A 16057-nucleotide genomic window follows, 5' to 3' on the forward strand; every position below is an offset into this window, starting at 1 on the left:
CACTTGCCGCATGGCCAAGAAATCCCCCACTGACGCCTCCCCGGTCGCCCACTTCGAGCATTCGCTGGAAGAACTGGAGCAGCTGGTCGAGAAGATGGAAACCGGCGAAATGAGCCTGGAACAGTCGCTCAGCGCCTACGAACGCGGGGTCGGGCTGTACCGGCAGTGCCAGCAGGCGCTGGAACAGGCCGAGCTGCGCGTGCGCCTGCTCAGCGATCCCGCCCGCCCGGAAACCGCCGAGCCGTTCGACCCGCCCAGCCATGACGGTTGAGTCCACGTTCGCGCGTTGGCGCGACCGCATCGAAAGCCAGCTCGACGCCAGCCTGCCCGCCCCCGACCTCGCCCCACAACGCCTGCACCAGGCAATGCGCTATTCGGTGCTGGGCGGCGGCAAGCGCATGCGGCCGCTGCTGGTGTATGCCAGCGGGCAGATCTTCGGTGCCGACGAAGCCGCGCTGGATGCGCCGGCGATGGCGGTGGAGCTGATCCACGCGTATTCGCTGGTGCACGATGACCTGCCGGCGATGGACGACGACGCCATGCGGCGTGGTCGGCCTACCACTCACATCGCCTTCGATGAAGCCACCGCGATCCTGGCCGGCGATGCATTGCAGACGCGCGCGTTCGGCCTGCTCGCCGACGCACCGCTGCCGGCGTTGCTGCGCGTGCACTGCCTGCAGGCGTTGAGCCACGCGTCGGGCGCGGCCGGCATGTGCGGGGGCCAGGCGCTGGACATCGATGCCACCGGCCACGCGCAGCCGCTGGCCGACCTGCAGCGCATGCATGCGTTGAAGACCGGTGCGCTGATCCGCGCAGCAGTGCGCATGGGTGCGTTGTGTGGTGAGGCGCCGCAGGCCGACCTGCTGCAGCTGGACGCGTTCGCCGACGCGTTGGGCCTGGCGTTCCAGGTGCGCGATGACATCCTGGATGTGGAAGCCAGTTCGGAACAGCTCGGCAAGACGGCCGGCAAGGACCAGGCGCAGGCGAAATCCACGTTCCCGGCGTTGTTGGGGATGGGCGGGGCGAAGGCGGAACTGGCGGCGCTCAGCCAGCGCATGCGCGAGAGCCTTGCCGTGTATGACGAGCGCGCCGATGCATTGCGAGCTCTCGGCAGACTGGCAGTCGAACGTAACCACTGACGTAGTGCCGGCCGCCGGCCGGCTCCTCATTCGGCCGGCATCATGCGGATCCGGCCAGCGGCCGGCACTACGGCGGGTTTACGTCATGCGGGAGAACGCCCGTGCGGTTCACGTCATGCATAAAAAAACGCCCGGCATTGCCGGGCGTTCTTTTTTCCACCACTGCGTCGCTTACTTCACCAGGCGCAGGGTGAACGGGTAGCGGTACGCTTCGCCGTTGTTGGCCTTCACTGCGGCGATGATGCAGAACACGATGTTGAGGATGCCGACCAGCGGGGCCAGCAGGCCGCCAATGATGATGATCATCAGGATGAAGCAGATGATCATCGCCAGGGTGATGGTGATCTGGAAGTTCAGCGCTTCCTTGGCCTGGTCGGTGACAAAGCCCTTGCTGCTGTCGTCCTTGCTGATCAGCCAGATGATGAGCGGGCCGATGAACCAGGTGAAGATGCCGAGCAGGTGCGCAGCCAGCGCCATGGTGCGCTGGTCGCTGGGGACCGGGCCGACGCTGGTCGGCGGCGGCGGCGGGGCGGTGACGTTGTCGAATTCGCTCACGTGAAACTCCTTATCCAGTGTGTGGGTGGTGCGTGGCAGGCTCCCCGCCTGCCGCGTCAGCCAGCACAGGATACGTCAATCGATGCCGTCAATCGTTACCGGCTACCGTCATTCGCCCGACCAGGATCGAGCCCACCTGCACGTGCGAACGCCGGTCGATGTCGCTGCCCACCGCTTCGATCGCGGCGAACATGTCCTTGAGATTGCCGGCGATAGTGATGCCGTCCACCGGGTACTGGATTTCGCCATTCTCCACCCGGAAACCGCCGGCGCCGCGCGAGTAGTCGCCGGTCACGCCGTTGACGCCCTGCCCCATCAGCTCGGTCACCAGCAGGCCGTTGCCCATCTGGCGCGCCATCGAGGCAAGGTCGCCGGCATTGGCGCGTACCAGCAGGTTATGCACGCCACCGGCATTGCCGGTGGTGACCAGGCCGAGCTTGCGCGCTGAATAGCTGCCCAGCACGTAACGCTGCAGCACCCCGTCTTCGATCAGCGACGAATCGCGGGTGGCCACGCCGTCGCCGTCGAACGCGGTCGAGCGCAGTCCGCGGCGCAGCAGCGGCCGCTCGTCCACCGCGAACCAGTCCGGGAACAGCTGCGTGCCCACGCTGTCGAGCAGGAAGCTGGCGCGGCGGTACAGCGCCCCGCCGGAGACCGCGCCGAGCAGGTGGCCGATCAACGAGCGCGCCACTTCGGGTGAATACAGCACCGGCATCTGCGCGGTGGCCATCGAGCGCGGCTGCAGGCGGGCCACGGTCCGCTCGGCGGCGCGGCGGCCGATCGCGGCGGCGTCTTCCAGGTCCTCACGGGCCAGCGCGCTGCTGTACCACCCGTCGCGCTGCATGCCGTCGCCCTGCCCGGCGATCAGCGCGCAGCCAATCGAGTGGTGGCTGCTGCGGTCGCGGCCGATGAACCCGTGCGAGTTGGCGTACACCGACAGGCTGGTGGCGGTGGCCGCCGAGGCGCCGTCGGAATTGCTGATGCGCGGGTCGGCGCCACGCCCGGCCGTTTCACAGGCCAGCGCCAGGTCCACGGCCTGGTCGGCCTGCAGGGCCCAGGGGTGCCAGCTGTCCAGGTCCGGAAACTCCCGGGCCATCAGCGCCGGGTCGGCCAGGCCGGCGGCCTCGTCGTCCTCGGTGTGGCGGGCGATCGCGCAGGCCTGGGCCACGGTGGCCTCCAGGCTGGCCGGCTGCAGGTCGGCGGTGCTGGCACTGCCCTTGCGCTGGCCGAAGTACACGGTCACGGCAATGCCGCGGTCGCGGGTGGATTCCACCGTTTCGACCTCGCCCAGGCGCACGTTCACGTCCAGCCCGCGCTCTTCGCTGCAGCTGACTTCGGCCTGGCTGGCGCCCAGCGCCCGTGCCCGCTCCAACAGCTGCTGGGAGATGTCGGCCAGCTGTTCCAGCCGCTGCAGGCTGTCGTCGGCGGCGGCGGCTTCAGGGGAGATCACGTTCAATGCTTTATCCTGTACGGGTGAGTGCCGGGCGCAACGCCGGGCACAGTTCTGGATGTGGAAAGAAGACGATGCGCGGACGCGACGAAGAAACCGGTGAATTCCTTGATATCAGCCGCAGCCAGAACCGGCGCGACGCGCTGGACGTGCTGGCCTTGGGCGAGAAGCTGGTGTCGCTGACCCCGGCCCAGCTGGCCCGCGTGCCGGTCCCGGAAGACCTGCTGCCGCACATCGCCGAAGCCAAGCGGATCACCGCGCATATCGCCCACAAGCGCCAGCTGGCGTTCCTGGCCAAGCACATGCGGCGCGAAGACGAAGCCACGCTGGACGCGATCCGCGACGCGCTGGATGTGAACAGCGAAACCTCGCGCCGCGAAGTGGCCGCCCTGCACCGCGCCGAAGACTGGCGCGAGCGCCTGCTCAAGGACGGCGACAAGGCGCTGTCGACGCTGCTGGAGGAATACCCGCAGGCCGACCGCCAGCAGCTGCGCACGCTGGTGCGCAACGCACAGGCTGAGCGGGCGAAGAACAAGCCGCCGCGCGCCTTCCGCGAGCTCTACCAGGTGCTGCGCGCGCTGTTCGTGCCGGCTGCACTGGGCCTGGACGCGGTCGCGTCCGACAGCGACGCTGACGCCGACGACCTCGACGACGACAGCAACGACTGAACCGGGCAGGCGGGACGGCATCCGGCGATCAGGCCTGGGTGCCGCCCACGGTGATGCCGTCGATCAACAGCGACGGCTGGCCCACGCCCACCGGCACGCTCTGGCCGTCCTTGCCGCACACGCCCACGCCTTCGTCCAGCGCCAGGTCGTTGCCGATCATGCGCACCTTCTGCATCGTTTCCGGACCGTTGCCGATCAGGGTGGCGCCCTTCACCGGCGCGGTGACCTTGCCGTCTTCGATCAGGTAGGCCTCGGTGGCCGAGAACACGTACTTGCCGCTGGTGATGTCGACCTGGCCGCCACCGAAGTTCACCGCATACAGGCCACGCTTGACCGAGCGGATCATCTCTTCCGGGTCGTGCTGGCCGGCACGCATGTAGGTGTTGGTCATGCGCGGCATGGTCATGTGCGCGAACGACTCGCGGCGACCATTGCCGGTCGGGGCCACGCCCATCAGCCGCGCGTTGAGCGAGTCCTGCATGTAGCCGACCAGGATGCCGTCCTCGATCAGCGTGGTGCACTGGGTCGGGTGGCCTTCGTCGTCGATGTTGAGCGAGCCGCGGCGGCCGTCCAGGGTGCCGTCGTCGACGATGGTCACGCCCTTGGCGGCCACGCGCTCGCCGATGCGGCCGGCGTACACGCTGGTGCCCTTGCGGTTGAAGTCGCCTTCCAGGCCATGCCCGACCGCTTCATGCAGCAGCACGCCCGGCCACCCCGGGCCGAGCACCACGGTCATCACGCCGGCCGGGGCCGGGATCGCCTCCAGGTTGACCAGCGCCTGGCGCAGCGCTTCGCGCGCGAAGGCTTCCGGGCGCCCGTCGGCGAACAGTTCCCCGTAGCTGTAACGACCACCGCCGCCGGCATAGCCGGATTCGCGGCGGCCGTGCTGTTCCACGATCACCTGCACGTTCAGGCGTACCAGCGGGCGGATGTCGCCGGCCAGCACGCCGTCGCTGCGCGCGATCAGCACCGTGTCGACGCCGCCGGACAAGCTCACCATCACCTGCTGCACGCGCGGGTCGGCCGCGCGCAGGTAGCGGTCCAGGCGCTTGAGCACCTCGACCTTGGCTTCATTGCCGATCCCGTCGATGGGGTCCAGCGCGGGGTACAGCGCGCGGGCGTTGCCGCGCACCAGGGCACGGGCCGGCTGCGCGCCGCCGTCGCGTGAGATCGCGCGCGCCGACTGCGCGGCGGCCAGCAGCGCGTCGCCGTGGATGTCATCGGAATAGGAGAAGCCGGTCTTCTCGCCGGCGATCGCGCGCACGCCCACGCCCTGCTCGATGGAGTGGGCGCCGTCCTTGACGATGCCGTCTTCCACGCTCCAGCTTTCGCGGCGGGCGTGCTGGAAGTACAGGTCGCCGAAATCGATGCCCGGCCCCAGCAGGGTGCCGAAGGTGCGCTCCAGGCCACCGGCGTCGAGCCCGGCAGGCAGCAGCAGGCGGTCTTGGGCAAGGGTGAGTGCGTTTTCAGTCATGGTCTTGATCTATGGGCGCCGGGCGGGAGTGCAACCCGGTCGCGGGAAAAAGGGGGTCAACGTGCCACCGGCGCGGGTGCGGCCGGTTTCGGCGCATCGTCACGGTCGATCACGTCGACCTTGGGCTCGGCCCACGGGCCGGTCACCCGGTAGGTCTTGGCGCCGATCTCGCCCAGCGGCTTGGACAACACCGCATTGGCCGCCGCACCCACCGCCGCGCCCACCGGGCCGCCGGCGACCGCGCCGACCACGGTGAGCAGGTTGCCCGCGCGCGGATTGACGTCGATGGTCTGGTCGAACTGCTGGCGGCGCAGGTCGGTGCGCCCGCGGATGCTGATGTTGGCGGCCGGGCCTTCGATCAGCACCTTGTCGGTGGTGGCCATGCCGTCGGCGAACGCCAGCGTGCCGCCGATCTGGTTGAAGGCAAAGCCCTTGGAGAAGAAGTCGCGGAAGTCGAACATCAGCCGGCGCGGCAGCTGGGCCACGCTGAGCAGGCCGAGCACGCGGCCAGCGCCGGGCTCCAGCTCCAGCAGCTGGCCATTGCGCGCGTGCACCTCCATCCGGCCCTGCAACGCGCCCAGCTGGAAGTCCGACGGACCGCCCTGCCAGCCGGCCTCGAGGGTGATCTGGCCCTGGCCGCTGCGCAGCTGGCCGCCGTAGTCCAGGTTCTGCATCAGGCCGCCCAGGTCTTCGCTGTCTACCTTGACCTCGACATGGGTACTGGCCGCGGGGCCCATCCCGAGCCAGCGGCCCTGGATGTCGATGGCCTGCTTCGGCGCGCGGAACTGCAGTTTGTCCACGCTCAGGCCGTTGCCGAACGGGCGCGTGCGCAGCACCGCCTGGCCCAGCCGCGCCTTGCCGAACTGCAGGTCGGCCACGTCCAGCGACAGCGGCGGAATCTTCGCCGGGTTGGTGTCGTTGGCGCTGGCCTGCACACGCGCGGGCAAGGTGGCGTCGGCGGGCAGCAGGATCGGCGCGCCGTCGCCCGGCGCCTTCACCGGCGACGGCGGCGACTGCCAGTGCACGCGGTCGAGCGTGCCGACAATCGGTGCGCCGTCGGCACTGGGCACGCTCAGGTCACCGGCCAGCGACGGGCCGTCCAGGCGCACGTCGATCCCGCTGTTGGAGGGCCGCAGCTGCAGGCGCGTCTGCGGGAACATGCCGCCGGCCAGCAGCAGCTGGCCGACCTGCACGTCGACCTGGCGCAGCGGCATCGGGTCGGCGTCGGGGGTGCCCCCCGGCGAGCGCGCCAGCGCGATCCAGTCCAGCGCATCCAGCGAGCCACTCTGGCCGTTGACCACCAGCCCGCTGGCCGGCGGTTCGCGGTCGACCGTGTCGCTGCCCAGCGTGACCTGCACGCCGGTCTGGTTGTTGTGCGTGCGCGCCGCCAGCGCCAGGCGCTGGCCGAACGCCACGTCCACCCGTCCCGCGCCCATCGGCAGCTGCGCGGTGACCGAGGTGGCCAGCGGGGTGTCAGCCGGCTTGTCCAGCGGCGCCGGCAGGTCCAGGCGGGTGCCGACCAACTCCGAATCCAGGCGCAGCATCGTCGGCGGTTGCAGCTTGCTGCCCGCCGCGACCTTGGGAAGGGTGACCCCGATCGTCCATCGCGACGTGCCCTGGATGTACGGTTTGAGCCAGCCCAGTTCCGGCGCCCGGTCGAGCAGCAGGCCGGCGTCCAGCGCGGCGCCGAGCTCGGCTTCGAACGCCTGCTGCGGGTCGCGCACATAGCCACCGGCACGCAGGCTCAACTGGCCGTCCTGGCCCAGATGGCGCACGGCCAGCGCCTCGGCACCGAAACCGTCCCGGCTGTACTTTGCCAAGCCCCGCATCGCATCGAAGGTCAGGTCGAAACGCTTGTCCGACAGCGTGGCGCCGTCCAGCTCGACCGTGCCCTGCAGGTGGCCGGGGCCCTGGTCGTGGTGCAGCGGCTGCAGCAGGTCGAAGGTGACCGCTGCGGGGCCCTTGGCGCTCAGGTTGTCCAGCGAATCCGCATAGGTGGCATGCAGCGGGCTCTGCTTGAGCATCGCCAGCAGCGCGCCGGCGTCGCTGCGGGTGGTCGCCTTCACCGTCAACGCGGATGGGCCGAAATCTGCGATACCTGCATCGAAGTGGTCCACCACCACCCCGGCCAGGTCGCCGCGACCGTGCATTTCAAACCCCGGGCCGATGAAGGCGATATCGCCATCCACCTTGTCCATGGTCGGCCAGTCGTGCTGGAAGCGGATGTTGCCGTTGTCGATATGCCCGCTGGCCTCGAAGCGGCCGTTGTTCCTGTCGAACGGCCAGTCTTCCAGGTCGCCGGTGACCAGGCCGATGCCGCCGCGCACATAACCGCCCACCAGCGCCGCGTCCAGCCAGTCGGTGGCGCCCTTGCTCATCTTGGAATGGATCCAGAAGCGCTTGGCCGCCGTCATCGGCACGTCGTCCAGCTTGGCCGCCAGCTGCAGCCACGGGCGGGTGCCATTGCCCTGGAACCACACCGTGCCGCGCACGTCGGCGGCGTAGTCGGTACCCTGCACGCGCAGCGCCGGGGTGCCGATCCGCCAGCCGCCGCCTTCATCGCGCCAGCCGACCATGCTGCCGGCCAGGCGCACGTCGTGGCGCACGCCGAAGCCGGTGGGCCAGTCGAACTGCATCACCCGCGACGGTTGCAGGTCCAGCCGGAACCCGTTGGCGTCGCCGTTGAAGTGCCCGCCCACCCCGCTCAGGCCCGGCGCGTGGCCGGCCGCAGCGAACTGGATGTCCTCGAGGTCGCCTTCGAACTGCAGTGCACCGTCGCGCTCGCCGGCCACCCGCACGCGGCGCATCCGCACCTGCGGTGCGGCGTCATGCAGCCAGGCACGCAGGCCCGGATCGATCCGGTCGGTCAGCGCCAACCCGCGCAGCAGTGCGGTGGCGTCGATGTTGTCGCCGGCCAGCGCCAGGTGCTGGCCGCCGGCGATCAACAGGCCATCGAGCTGTTCGGTGCGCCCGTCCAGGCCGATCCGCAGGCGCGGCGCGTCGGCCCGCCAGCCGCCCTGCACCCAGCGCCAGCGCGCACGCAGTTGCAGCGCGTCCAGCTGCAAGGTGGGGCGCTCGCCGTCGGCCAGGGTCGCCCCGTGCAGCTGCACGCCCTGCAGGTCGGCGTCGGTGGTGAGCATCACCACGCGGTGGTCGCGCAGGTCCACCCAGGTGTTGAAGGTGCCGGTGCCCTGCTGCAGCGACGCCCCGCCGAAGCTCAGCAGCGCGGACCAGGCGCGGAAGTCGGCCGGGTCGGCGGCGAGCCAGGCCTGGCCGTCGCCCTTGGCACGGTTGAAGTCGAGCACGGCGGTGAGCGGCGCGGCCTGCACGTCGGCCCAGGCACGGGCGCCGACCGAGACGCGCTCGCCGTTCACGCGCAGGCGCAGGTCGATCCGCGGCAGCTCGGCCTGCACCTTCAGCGACGGCGCATCCACCCGCAGGCGGCCGCCGATGACCTGCAGCTCGCCCAGGCGGCGCAGCGTTTCCAGCGGATCGCCGCCGGCCTTGGGCTGCGGCAGGCCCTGCACCGACCAGCGGCCGTCCTCGGCCCGCTGCAGCACCAGCGCCAGCCCGCGCAGGCGCAGCTCGGTCAGCGAATGACCGGGCAGCAGCCCGGAATACAGCGACACCAGCACCTCGGCCTCGCCAATGCGCAGGCCCTCGCCCGCGCCGATGCGCAGGCCCTTGAGCGCCAGCAACGGACCACGCCGGGTCCAGCGGGTCTGCAGTTGATCGAACGCCACCGGCTGCCCGGCGCGCGCGCTCAGCCAGCCGGCCACCTTGTCCGGGTAGCGCTCGGCCAGCGGCAGCAGCTGGCTGATGGTGCCCACCAGCAGGGCCACGCATACCAATACGATCGCCATGGCATAGGCAGCATGGCGGCGAATCCTTCGCAGTCGCAGGCGCAGCGGCGCGCTCATCGGTACTCAGAGCAGGACGACATCGAACTGCTCCTGCAGGTACTGCTCATCGGCCTGGAAGCGGATCGACTTGCCCAGGAATTCCTCCAGCTCGGCCACCGCCGCCGATTCCTCGTCGGTGATCCGGGCCACCACCTTGGACGAAGCGATCACCAGCAGCCGCGCTGCGTCGAACTGGCGCACCGCGCGGGTGATCTCGCGGAAGATCTCGTAGGTGACCGTCTCGGCGGTCTTGATCGAGCCGCGCCCGCTGCATTCCGGGCACGGCTCGGACAGCTGCCGCTCCAGGCTTTCCACGGTGCGCTTGCGGGTCATCTCGACCAGCCCCAGCGGCGAGAACTCATAGACCGTGGTCTTGGCATGGTCGCGGGCCAGCGCCTTTTCCAGCGTGCGCAGCACCTGGCGGCGGTGTTCGGCATCGTCCATGTCGATGAAGTCGATGATGATGATCCCGCCCAGGTTGCGCAGCCGCAGCTGGCGCGCCACCGACTGGGCCGCTTCCAGGTTGGTGCGGAACACCGTCTCTTCCAGATTGCGCTGGCCCAGGAACGACCCGGTGTTGACGTCGATGGTGGTCATCGCCTCGGTCTGGTCGATCACCAGGTAGCCACCGGACTTCAGCGGCACCTGCTTGTCCAGCGCGCGGCCGATTTCATCCTCGACCCCGAACATGTCGAAGATCGGGCGGTCCCCGCTGTACAGCTCCAGCTTCTCGGCCAGCACCGGCATGTACTTGGCCACGAACGCCTGCAGCTGGGTGAAGGTTTCCTTCGAGTCCACCTTGACCTTGTCCACGTCCTTGCGGATCAGGTCGCGCACCGAGCGCAGCGGCAGGCTCAGGTCTTCGTAGATCACGCTGCACGGGGCGGCCTCGCGGCCACGGCGCTCGACCACGTTCCAGACCCGCGACAGGTAGGCGATGTCCTCGGCGATGGCCTCGGCCGGCTGGCCCTCGGCGTTGGTCCGCACGATGTAGCCGTAGCCGCCGTGCTGGGCCGAAAGTTCGGTCACCAGCGTCTTCAGGCGCGCCCGCTCGGCCTCGTCCTCGATCCGTGCCGACACCCCGACCACCTTGGACTGCGGCAGCAGCACCATGTAGCGCGAGGGAATGCTGATCTGGGTGGTGAGCCGGGCGCCCTTGGTGCCGATCGGATCCTTCACCACCTGCACCACGATGTCCTGCCCGTCGCGCAGCAGCTCCACGATCGGGACGGAGGACGGCGGCGGCAGGGTGGTGCCTTCGGTGTCGGCACTGGCCACCGGGGCCGGGCGCACCACATCGTTGGCGTGCAGGAAGGCGGCGCGTTCCAGCCCGACCTCGACGAACGCGGCCTGCATGCCCGGCATCACCCGCTGCACCTTGCCCTTGTAGATGTTGCCGACCACCCCGCGGCGCCAGCCGCGTTCGATGTGCAGCTCCTGCAGCATGCCGTTTTCAATGACCGCCACCCGGGTTTCGCGCGGGGTGACGTTGACCAGGATTTCCTCAGACATGGGCGACTCCCTTCGATTCGAATGCCTGCAGCAGCTGTTCGGTCTGCTGCAGGGGCAAGCCCATCACGCCCGAATAGCTGCCCGCCAGGTGGCGGATGTAACGTTCTGCGCCGCCCTGGATGGCGTAGGCACCGGCCTTGCCCATCGGTTCGCCAGTGGCGACATAGGCGGCAATGGCCGCGTCGTCCAGCGCGATGAAGCTGACCTCCGAGACCACCTCCACCACCTGCTCGATTCCGGCGGCGACCAGCGCCACCACGGTCATCACCTGGTGGGTGCGGCCGGACAGACGGCGCAGCATTGCGGCGGCGTCGGCGGTATCGACCGGTTTGCCGAACACCTCCCCGTCCAGCACCACTTCGGTATCGGCGCCCAGCACGCACGCGTGCGGGTCATCGGCGACCAGGGCCAGGCCGGCACGGGCCTTGTCCACGGCCACGCGCCGCACATAGTCCTGGGCGGTTTCGCCGGCGGCCCGTACTTCGGGCACGTCCAGGTCCAACGCGCGGAACGGTCGGTCCAGGCGCGCCAGCAGATCGGTTCGTCGGGGGGAACGGGAGGCAAGATAAAGCATCGCGGAAGCATAACCTGCGCGCCCTGTCTGAATCGCGAGCAACCACAACCAATTGCGTCCAACCCCGCCGCTTCTCACCAGACGTTCATCGCTCCGACACCAACCTCAACGCCTTCACAAGGAGATCCACATGCGTCGCCACGCCCTGTCCCCGCTGCTGCTCGCCCTGTCGCTTGCCCTGGGAACCTCGATGACCGCCCACGCCCAGTCCCAACCCGCCATCGCCGTGCCGGCCGACGGCACCCTGCTCAACATTTCGGCCAACGCCGAGGCGCGCGGCGTGCCCGACGTGGCCACGCTGTCGGCCGGGGTGGTGACCCAGGCCACTGACGGCAACACCGCCATGCGCCAGAACGCCGAGCAGATGGTGAAGGTGCTGGCCGCCATCAAGGCCGCCGGGATCGCCGAGCGTGACGTGCAGACCAGCGGGGTCAACCTCAGCCCGCAGTACCGGTATGCCGAGAACGAGGCGCCGAAGATCACCGGCTACCAGGCCAGCAATACGGTGAGCCTCAAGGCGCGTGACATTGCGAAGCTGGGCAAGGTGCTCGATGCGCTGGCCGCACAGGGCGCCAACCAGATCAACGGCCCGCAGTTCGAGATCGACCAGCCCGAACCGGTCTATGACGAGGCCCGCCTGGCCGCTCTGAAGAAGGCCCAGGCCCGCGCCGAAACGTATGCGAAATCGCTGGGCCTGCGCGTGCGCCGGATCGTCAGCATCTCTGAAAGTGGCGGTGGCAACTTCCGCCCGGTGATGATGCGCGCCGCGGCCGCGCCGATGGCGGCGGACATCTCCACGCCGGTGTCGCCTGGCGAGTCGACGGTGTCGGTAAACCTGGACGTGGTGTTCGACCTGGGCAGGTAAGACCAGAGCGGTGCACCGCTGGACAACGAGACGGCGCCTTCGGGCGCCGTCTTCTGTTTATGACCGGCAGCCAAACACCCACATCGCCCCTGACTTCCAGCCCGCGCCCGGCTCCGGTAATCCTGTCATTGCGCGGCCCCGTCTTCCGCAGTCCGCAACCCCGTCGGCCGCGCCCGTACGTTGATGTTCCCGCACGCACATCTGGCAAGGAGAGTGGCGCATGGTCCGTACGCATCCCCCGCTGGTCCCGCTTCATATCGACGTCTCGCGCGTGCTCGGCTGGAGCACCGCGCTGGCCCTGCATCTACTGGCGCTGATGCTCCTGCTGATCCCCGCCGCTTATGTGGCCGCGCCCCTCCCGCGCGACCGCATGGTGATCAACATGATCGTGCCACCGGTCGCCCAGCCCGAACCGCCCAAGCCGCTGCCGCCCACCGAACCGGTGCCGGTCCGTGCCCCCACCACCACCCCGCGCGTCGCTCCGCTGCCGCCACCGACCGCCACGGCCGACGACATGCTGGCCGTGCCCCCGCTGCCTGCCAGCGACATCCAGGCCCCAACCCTGGCCCCGGTGGAACCCGCCCCGGCCCCGTCAGGCGAAGGCGTGCAGCTGCAGTACCGCTCGGCCCCGCCGCCGAGCTACCCGATCGCCGCGATCCGCGCCGGCGAACAGGGCACGGTAGTGCTGCGGGTCCAGGTCGATGCCGATGGCCGGCCGGCCAGCGTGGCGATCGAACGCAGCAGTGGCTCGCGGGTGCTGGACAACGCCGCCCGCCAGCAGGTGCTGCGCCACTGGCGCTTCGTGCCGGCGCAGGTCGACGGCCAGGCAGTGCCGGCCACCGGGCTGGTGCCGGTGAGTTTCTCGCTGCCCGAATAGGCTATTGCGGGGGGAATATCAATGGATTTCCCCCCACATTTTGACGGCCGTCACTTTTGACACGAATTAAGCAAATTTTCACGACTTCGTCACCTGCCGGAAACCTAGATTGTCGCCGACGCCCCGCAAAGACGGGCGCGCCAACAACTTATTAATTGGTTTTCCAGTCAGGAGAGAAACTGTGAAACACCCGATCCAACGGCCCTACCGTGGCCGCCGCAACCCGCTGGCGCACTCTGTTTCCTCCGTACTTACCGGCAGCGTGCTGCTGCTGGCCGGTGCCTTCGCCTCCTCCTCGGCCATGGCCCAGGACTCGGGTGCCACCAACCTGGACCGCATCACCGTCACCGGTTCCAACATTCCCCGTACCAATACCGAAACCCCCTCTCCGGTGCAGGTGGTAACGCGCCAGGAAATCGACCGCAGCGGCAAGACCACCGTGGCCGAATACCTGCAGACGCTGACCTCCGACGGTGCAGGCTCCATTCCCAAGACCTTCGGCAACGGCTTCGCCGGCGGCGGTGCGGGCATCTCGCTGCGCGGCCTGGGCGCCGGCTCCACGCTGGTGCTGTTGAACGGCCGCCGCATGGCCACCTATGGCCTGGCCGATGACGGCCAGAAGGTCTTCACCGACCTGAGCACCATTCCGCTGGACGCGGTCGAGCGCGTGGAAGTGCTGAAGGATGGCGCGTCCGCCATCTACGGTTCCGACGCCATCGCCGGCGTGGTCAACATCATCCTGCGCAGCGACTTCGAAGGCGCCATCCTGCGCGGTTCGTACGGCCTGTCCGGCGACAGCGACGGCGACGCCAAGAAGGCGACCCTGACCGCCGGTACCGGCGACATCGCCGAAGACGGCTGGAACGCGTTCTTCAGCCTGGACGTGGGCAAGACCGACGCGATCGCGATCAGCGACCGCAAGAACCGCGACTGGATCGGCACCGGCGACCTGCGCCAGTGGGGCATCGACCCGGCCGACGCACAGTTCCTCGGCGGCGCCTACCTCAACGGCCGCACCGGCGGCGGTTCCGGCCCGAACGGTTCGCTGTTCACCAACACTACCCCCGCGCTGCTGGTGCCGCTGCCGGGCTGCCAGGGCCTGACCACCATCCCCGGCCAGACCGATGCCTCGATCGCCGAACAGGGCTGCCTGTGGGATCCGGCGCAGCAGTTCCGCTCGCTGAGCCCGAAGGAGGAATACGTCAACGTGTTCGGTCGCGCCAGCTTCGCCTACGGCGAAGGCGGCGAGATCTACACCGAAATCGGCTACTCCAAGAAGGAAACGGTGTTCAGCAACACCCCGTCGGGCGTGTCCGGCAGCTGGGGTTACCCAGGCGGCCCGGTCAACGCCAGCAGCGGTCCGGGTGCCGTGGTACTCAACGCCGCCCATCCCGACAACATCCTCGGCGAGACCGCGCGCCTGCGCTATTCGGCCTGGGACGTCGGTCCGCGCGTGACCACCAACACCAATGAGTTCACCCGCTTCCTGGTCGGCACCAAGGGCAACTGGGGCGACTGGAGCTACGACACCGCCTACCTGCATTCGGGTACCAACCTGGTCAACAAGCGCACCGGCTTCCTGCGCTACAGCGCCGTGCAGTGCGCACTGGGCGACCCGAACTGCGCCGGCGGCGTGTGGCGGATCGGCGACAACGCCGGGCAGAACTCGCAGGCCCTGTACGACTACATCTCGCCGCAGATCCAGGCCAACGCCAAGTCCAGCCTGGACATGTTCGACTTCACCGTGTCGCGCAGCCTGATGGACCTCAAGGGCGGCCCGCTCGGCCTGGCCATGGGTACCGAGTGGCGCAAGACCAGCAACAGCCTGACCCCGCAGACCTACACCGACATCGGCGACATCATCGGCCTGGGTTACTCGGCCTATGACGGCACCCAGAACGTGTACGCCGGTTACGTCGAACTCTCGGCGCCGGTGCTGGAACAGCTGGAACTGTCCGGCGCGCTGCGTTACGACAAGTACGAAAGCGGTGAAGGCAAGGCCACGCCGAAGCTGGGCGTGAAGTGGACCCCAGCCGACTGGATCGCCCTGCGCGGCTCCTACGCGGAAGGCTTCCGTGCCCCGAACCCGGCCGAAAACGGCGACGGCGGCCTGGCGGCGTTCTCCACCGCCCGCGACCCGGTCCGTTGCGCGGTCAGCCCGCCGGACGATGTCACCACCAACTGCGGCGCGCGCTCGGTGGCGATCATCACCAGCCCGAACCCGGACCTGAAGCCGGAAGAGTCCAAGAGCTACTCGTTCGGTATCGTGCTGCAGCCGACCGCCACCACCTCGCTGACCGTGGACGCCTGGGAAATCAAGCGCACCAATGAAATCGCGCAGGGCAGCACCGCCGATGCCATCGCAGCGGGAGACGTGCTGCGCGACACCGACCTGATCAACGGCATTCCCGGCACCGGCACCATCCTGGCGGTCAACACCGCCTACGTGAACGCCAACTCGTCGCGGGTCCGTGGTATCGACACCGATATCCGCCAGACCTTCGACATCGGTCCGGGCCAGCTGGAAATGGACCTGCAGTGGAGCCACGTGCTCAAGTTCGAGCGCACCGAAGGCGACAGCACCGTCGATTACGTGGGCACGCACGGCAACTGCGACGTGACCAACTGCATCGGCACGCCGGAAGACCGCATCAACTTCGGCACCACCTGGAAGCAGGACGCGTGGAGCGTGAGCGGCGTGGTCAACTACATCAGCAGCCTGGAGAACAAGGACCGCCGCGGTGGCGACTACCTGGCGTTCTACTGGGACGGCACGCCGGTGGAGAAGATCGCCTCGTTCACCACCTTCGACCTGTCCGGTCGCTACAACATCACCGACGCGTTCGAACTCAACGCCTCGGTGCAGAACGTGTTCGACCGCACCGCCCCGCTGGATCCGACCACCTACGGTGGCGTGAACTACAACCCGCTGCACTTCAGCGGCGCCATCGGCCGCTACTTCACCATCGGTGCGAAGTACACCTTCAACTGATCGGTGCAGGTGTGAAACGAAAAAGCCCGGGCATTGCCCGGGCTTTTTC

12 protein-coding genes are annotated in these 16057 nt (G+C 68.8%); 6 read left to right on the forward strand and 6 right to left on the reverse strand.

Annotation, left to right across the window (positions count from 1 at the left end):
- The first annotated feature begins 10 nt into the window (after positions 1–10).
- Entirely contained in the window at positions 11–271 is a 261-nt protein-coding gene (locus PDM28_RS13435; RefSeq protein WP_102944484.1) for an exodeoxyribonuclease VII small subunit, read from the forward strand.
- On the forward strand, positions 261–1139 hold the full coding sequence (locus PDM28_RS13440) for a polyprenyl synthetase family protein (RefSeq protein WP_311182404.1): 879 nt from the start codon (positions 261–263) through the stop codon (positions 1137–1139). The genes PDM28_RS13435 and PDM28_RS13440 overlap by 11 nt, the downstream gene beginning before the upstream one ends.
- Before the next feature lie 171 nt (positions 1140–1310).
- On the opposite strand, the gene PDM28_RS13445 is transcribed toward PDM28_RS13440, so the two are convergent.
- Positions 1311–1694, reverse strand: a complete 384-nt coding sequence (locus tag PDM28_RS13445) for a DUF4870 domain-containing protein (protein WP_102944482.1) — start codon at positions 1692–1694, stop codon at positions 1311–1313.
- An 88-nt stretch (positions 1695–1782) separates the two neighbouring features.
- Positions 1783–3150 (reverse strand): metalloprotease PmbA, encoded by a 1368-nt coding sequence (gene pmbA, locus PDM28_RS13450; RefSeq protein WP_311182405.1) that lies wholly within the window; start codon positions 3148–3150, stop codon positions 1783–1785.
- Positions 3151–3218: 68 nt separating this feature from the next.
- On the opposite strand from pmbA, the gene yjgA reads away from it, so the two are divergent.
- Positions 3219–3812 (forward strand): ribosome biogenesis factor YjgA, encoded by a 594-nt coding sequence (gene yjgA, locus PDM28_RS13455; protein WP_311182406.1) that lies wholly within the window; start codon positions 3219–3221, stop codon positions 3810–3812.
- 28 nt (positions 3813–3840) lie between these two features.
- Here yjgA and tldD read toward each other — a convergent pair whose 3' ends face one another.
- From tldD to PDM28_RS13475, 4 genes are read right to left on the reverse strand one after another with little or no spacing between them, the layout of a single operon-like run.
- Positions 3841–5286, reverse strand: a complete 1446-nt coding sequence (gene tldD / locus PDM28_RS13460) for a metalloprotease TldD (RefSeq protein WP_311182407.1) — start codon at positions 5284–5286, stop codon at positions 3841–3843.
- A gap of 56 nt (positions 5287–5342) precedes the next feature.
- On the reverse strand, positions 5343–9206 hold the full coding sequence (locus PDM28_RS13465; protein ID WP_311182408.1) for a YhdP family protein: 3864 nt from the start codon (positions 9204–9206) through the stop codon (positions 5343–5345).
- Positions 9207–9212: 6 nt separating this feature from the next.
- Complete coding sequence (gene rng, locus PDM28_RS13470; RefSeq protein ID WP_070208402.1) at positions 9213–10700, reverse strand: ribonuclease G; 1488 nt, start codon at positions 10698–10700, stop codon at positions 9213–9215.
- The gene (locus PDM28_RS13475; RefSeq protein ID WP_102944477.1) at positions 10693–11274 is read right to left on the reverse strand and encodes a Maf-like protein; all 582 of its coding nucleotides are present in this window, start codon (positions 11272–11274) and stop codon (positions 10693–10695) included. The genes rng and PDM28_RS13475 overlap by 8 nt, the downstream gene beginning before the upstream one ends.
- Before the next feature lie 130 nt (positions 11275–11404).
- On the opposite strand from PDM28_RS13475, the gene PDM28_RS13480 reads away from it, so the two are divergent.
- From PDM28_RS13480 to PDM28_RS13490, 3 genes are all read left to right on the forward strand, one after another.
- The gene (locus tag PDM28_RS13480; RefSeq protein ID WP_311182409.1) at positions 11405–12139 is read left to right on the forward strand and encodes an SIMPL domain-containing protein; all 735 of its coding nucleotides are present in this window, start codon (positions 11405–11407) and stop codon (positions 12137–12139) included.
- A 220-nt stretch (positions 12140–12359) separates the two neighbouring features.
- Positions 12360–13016 (forward strand): energy transducer TonB, encoded by a 657-nt coding sequence (locus PDM28_RS13485; RefSeq protein ID WP_311182411.1) that lies wholly within the window; start codon positions 12360–12362, stop codon positions 13014–13016.
- Between the two features lie 181 nt (positions 13017–13197).
- On the forward strand, positions 13198–16008 hold the full coding sequence (locus tag PDM28_RS13490; protein WP_311182413.1) for a TonB-dependent receptor: 2811 nt from the start codon (positions 13198–13200) through the stop codon (positions 16006–16008).
- Positions 16009–16057 lie beyond the last annotated feature (49 nt).

The organism is Stenotrophomonas aracearum (genome assembly GCF_031834615.1).
Classification (GTDB): Bacteria; Pseudomonadota; Gammaproteobacteria; order Xanthomonadales; family Xanthomonadaceae; genus Stenotrophomonas; species Stenotrophomonas aracearum.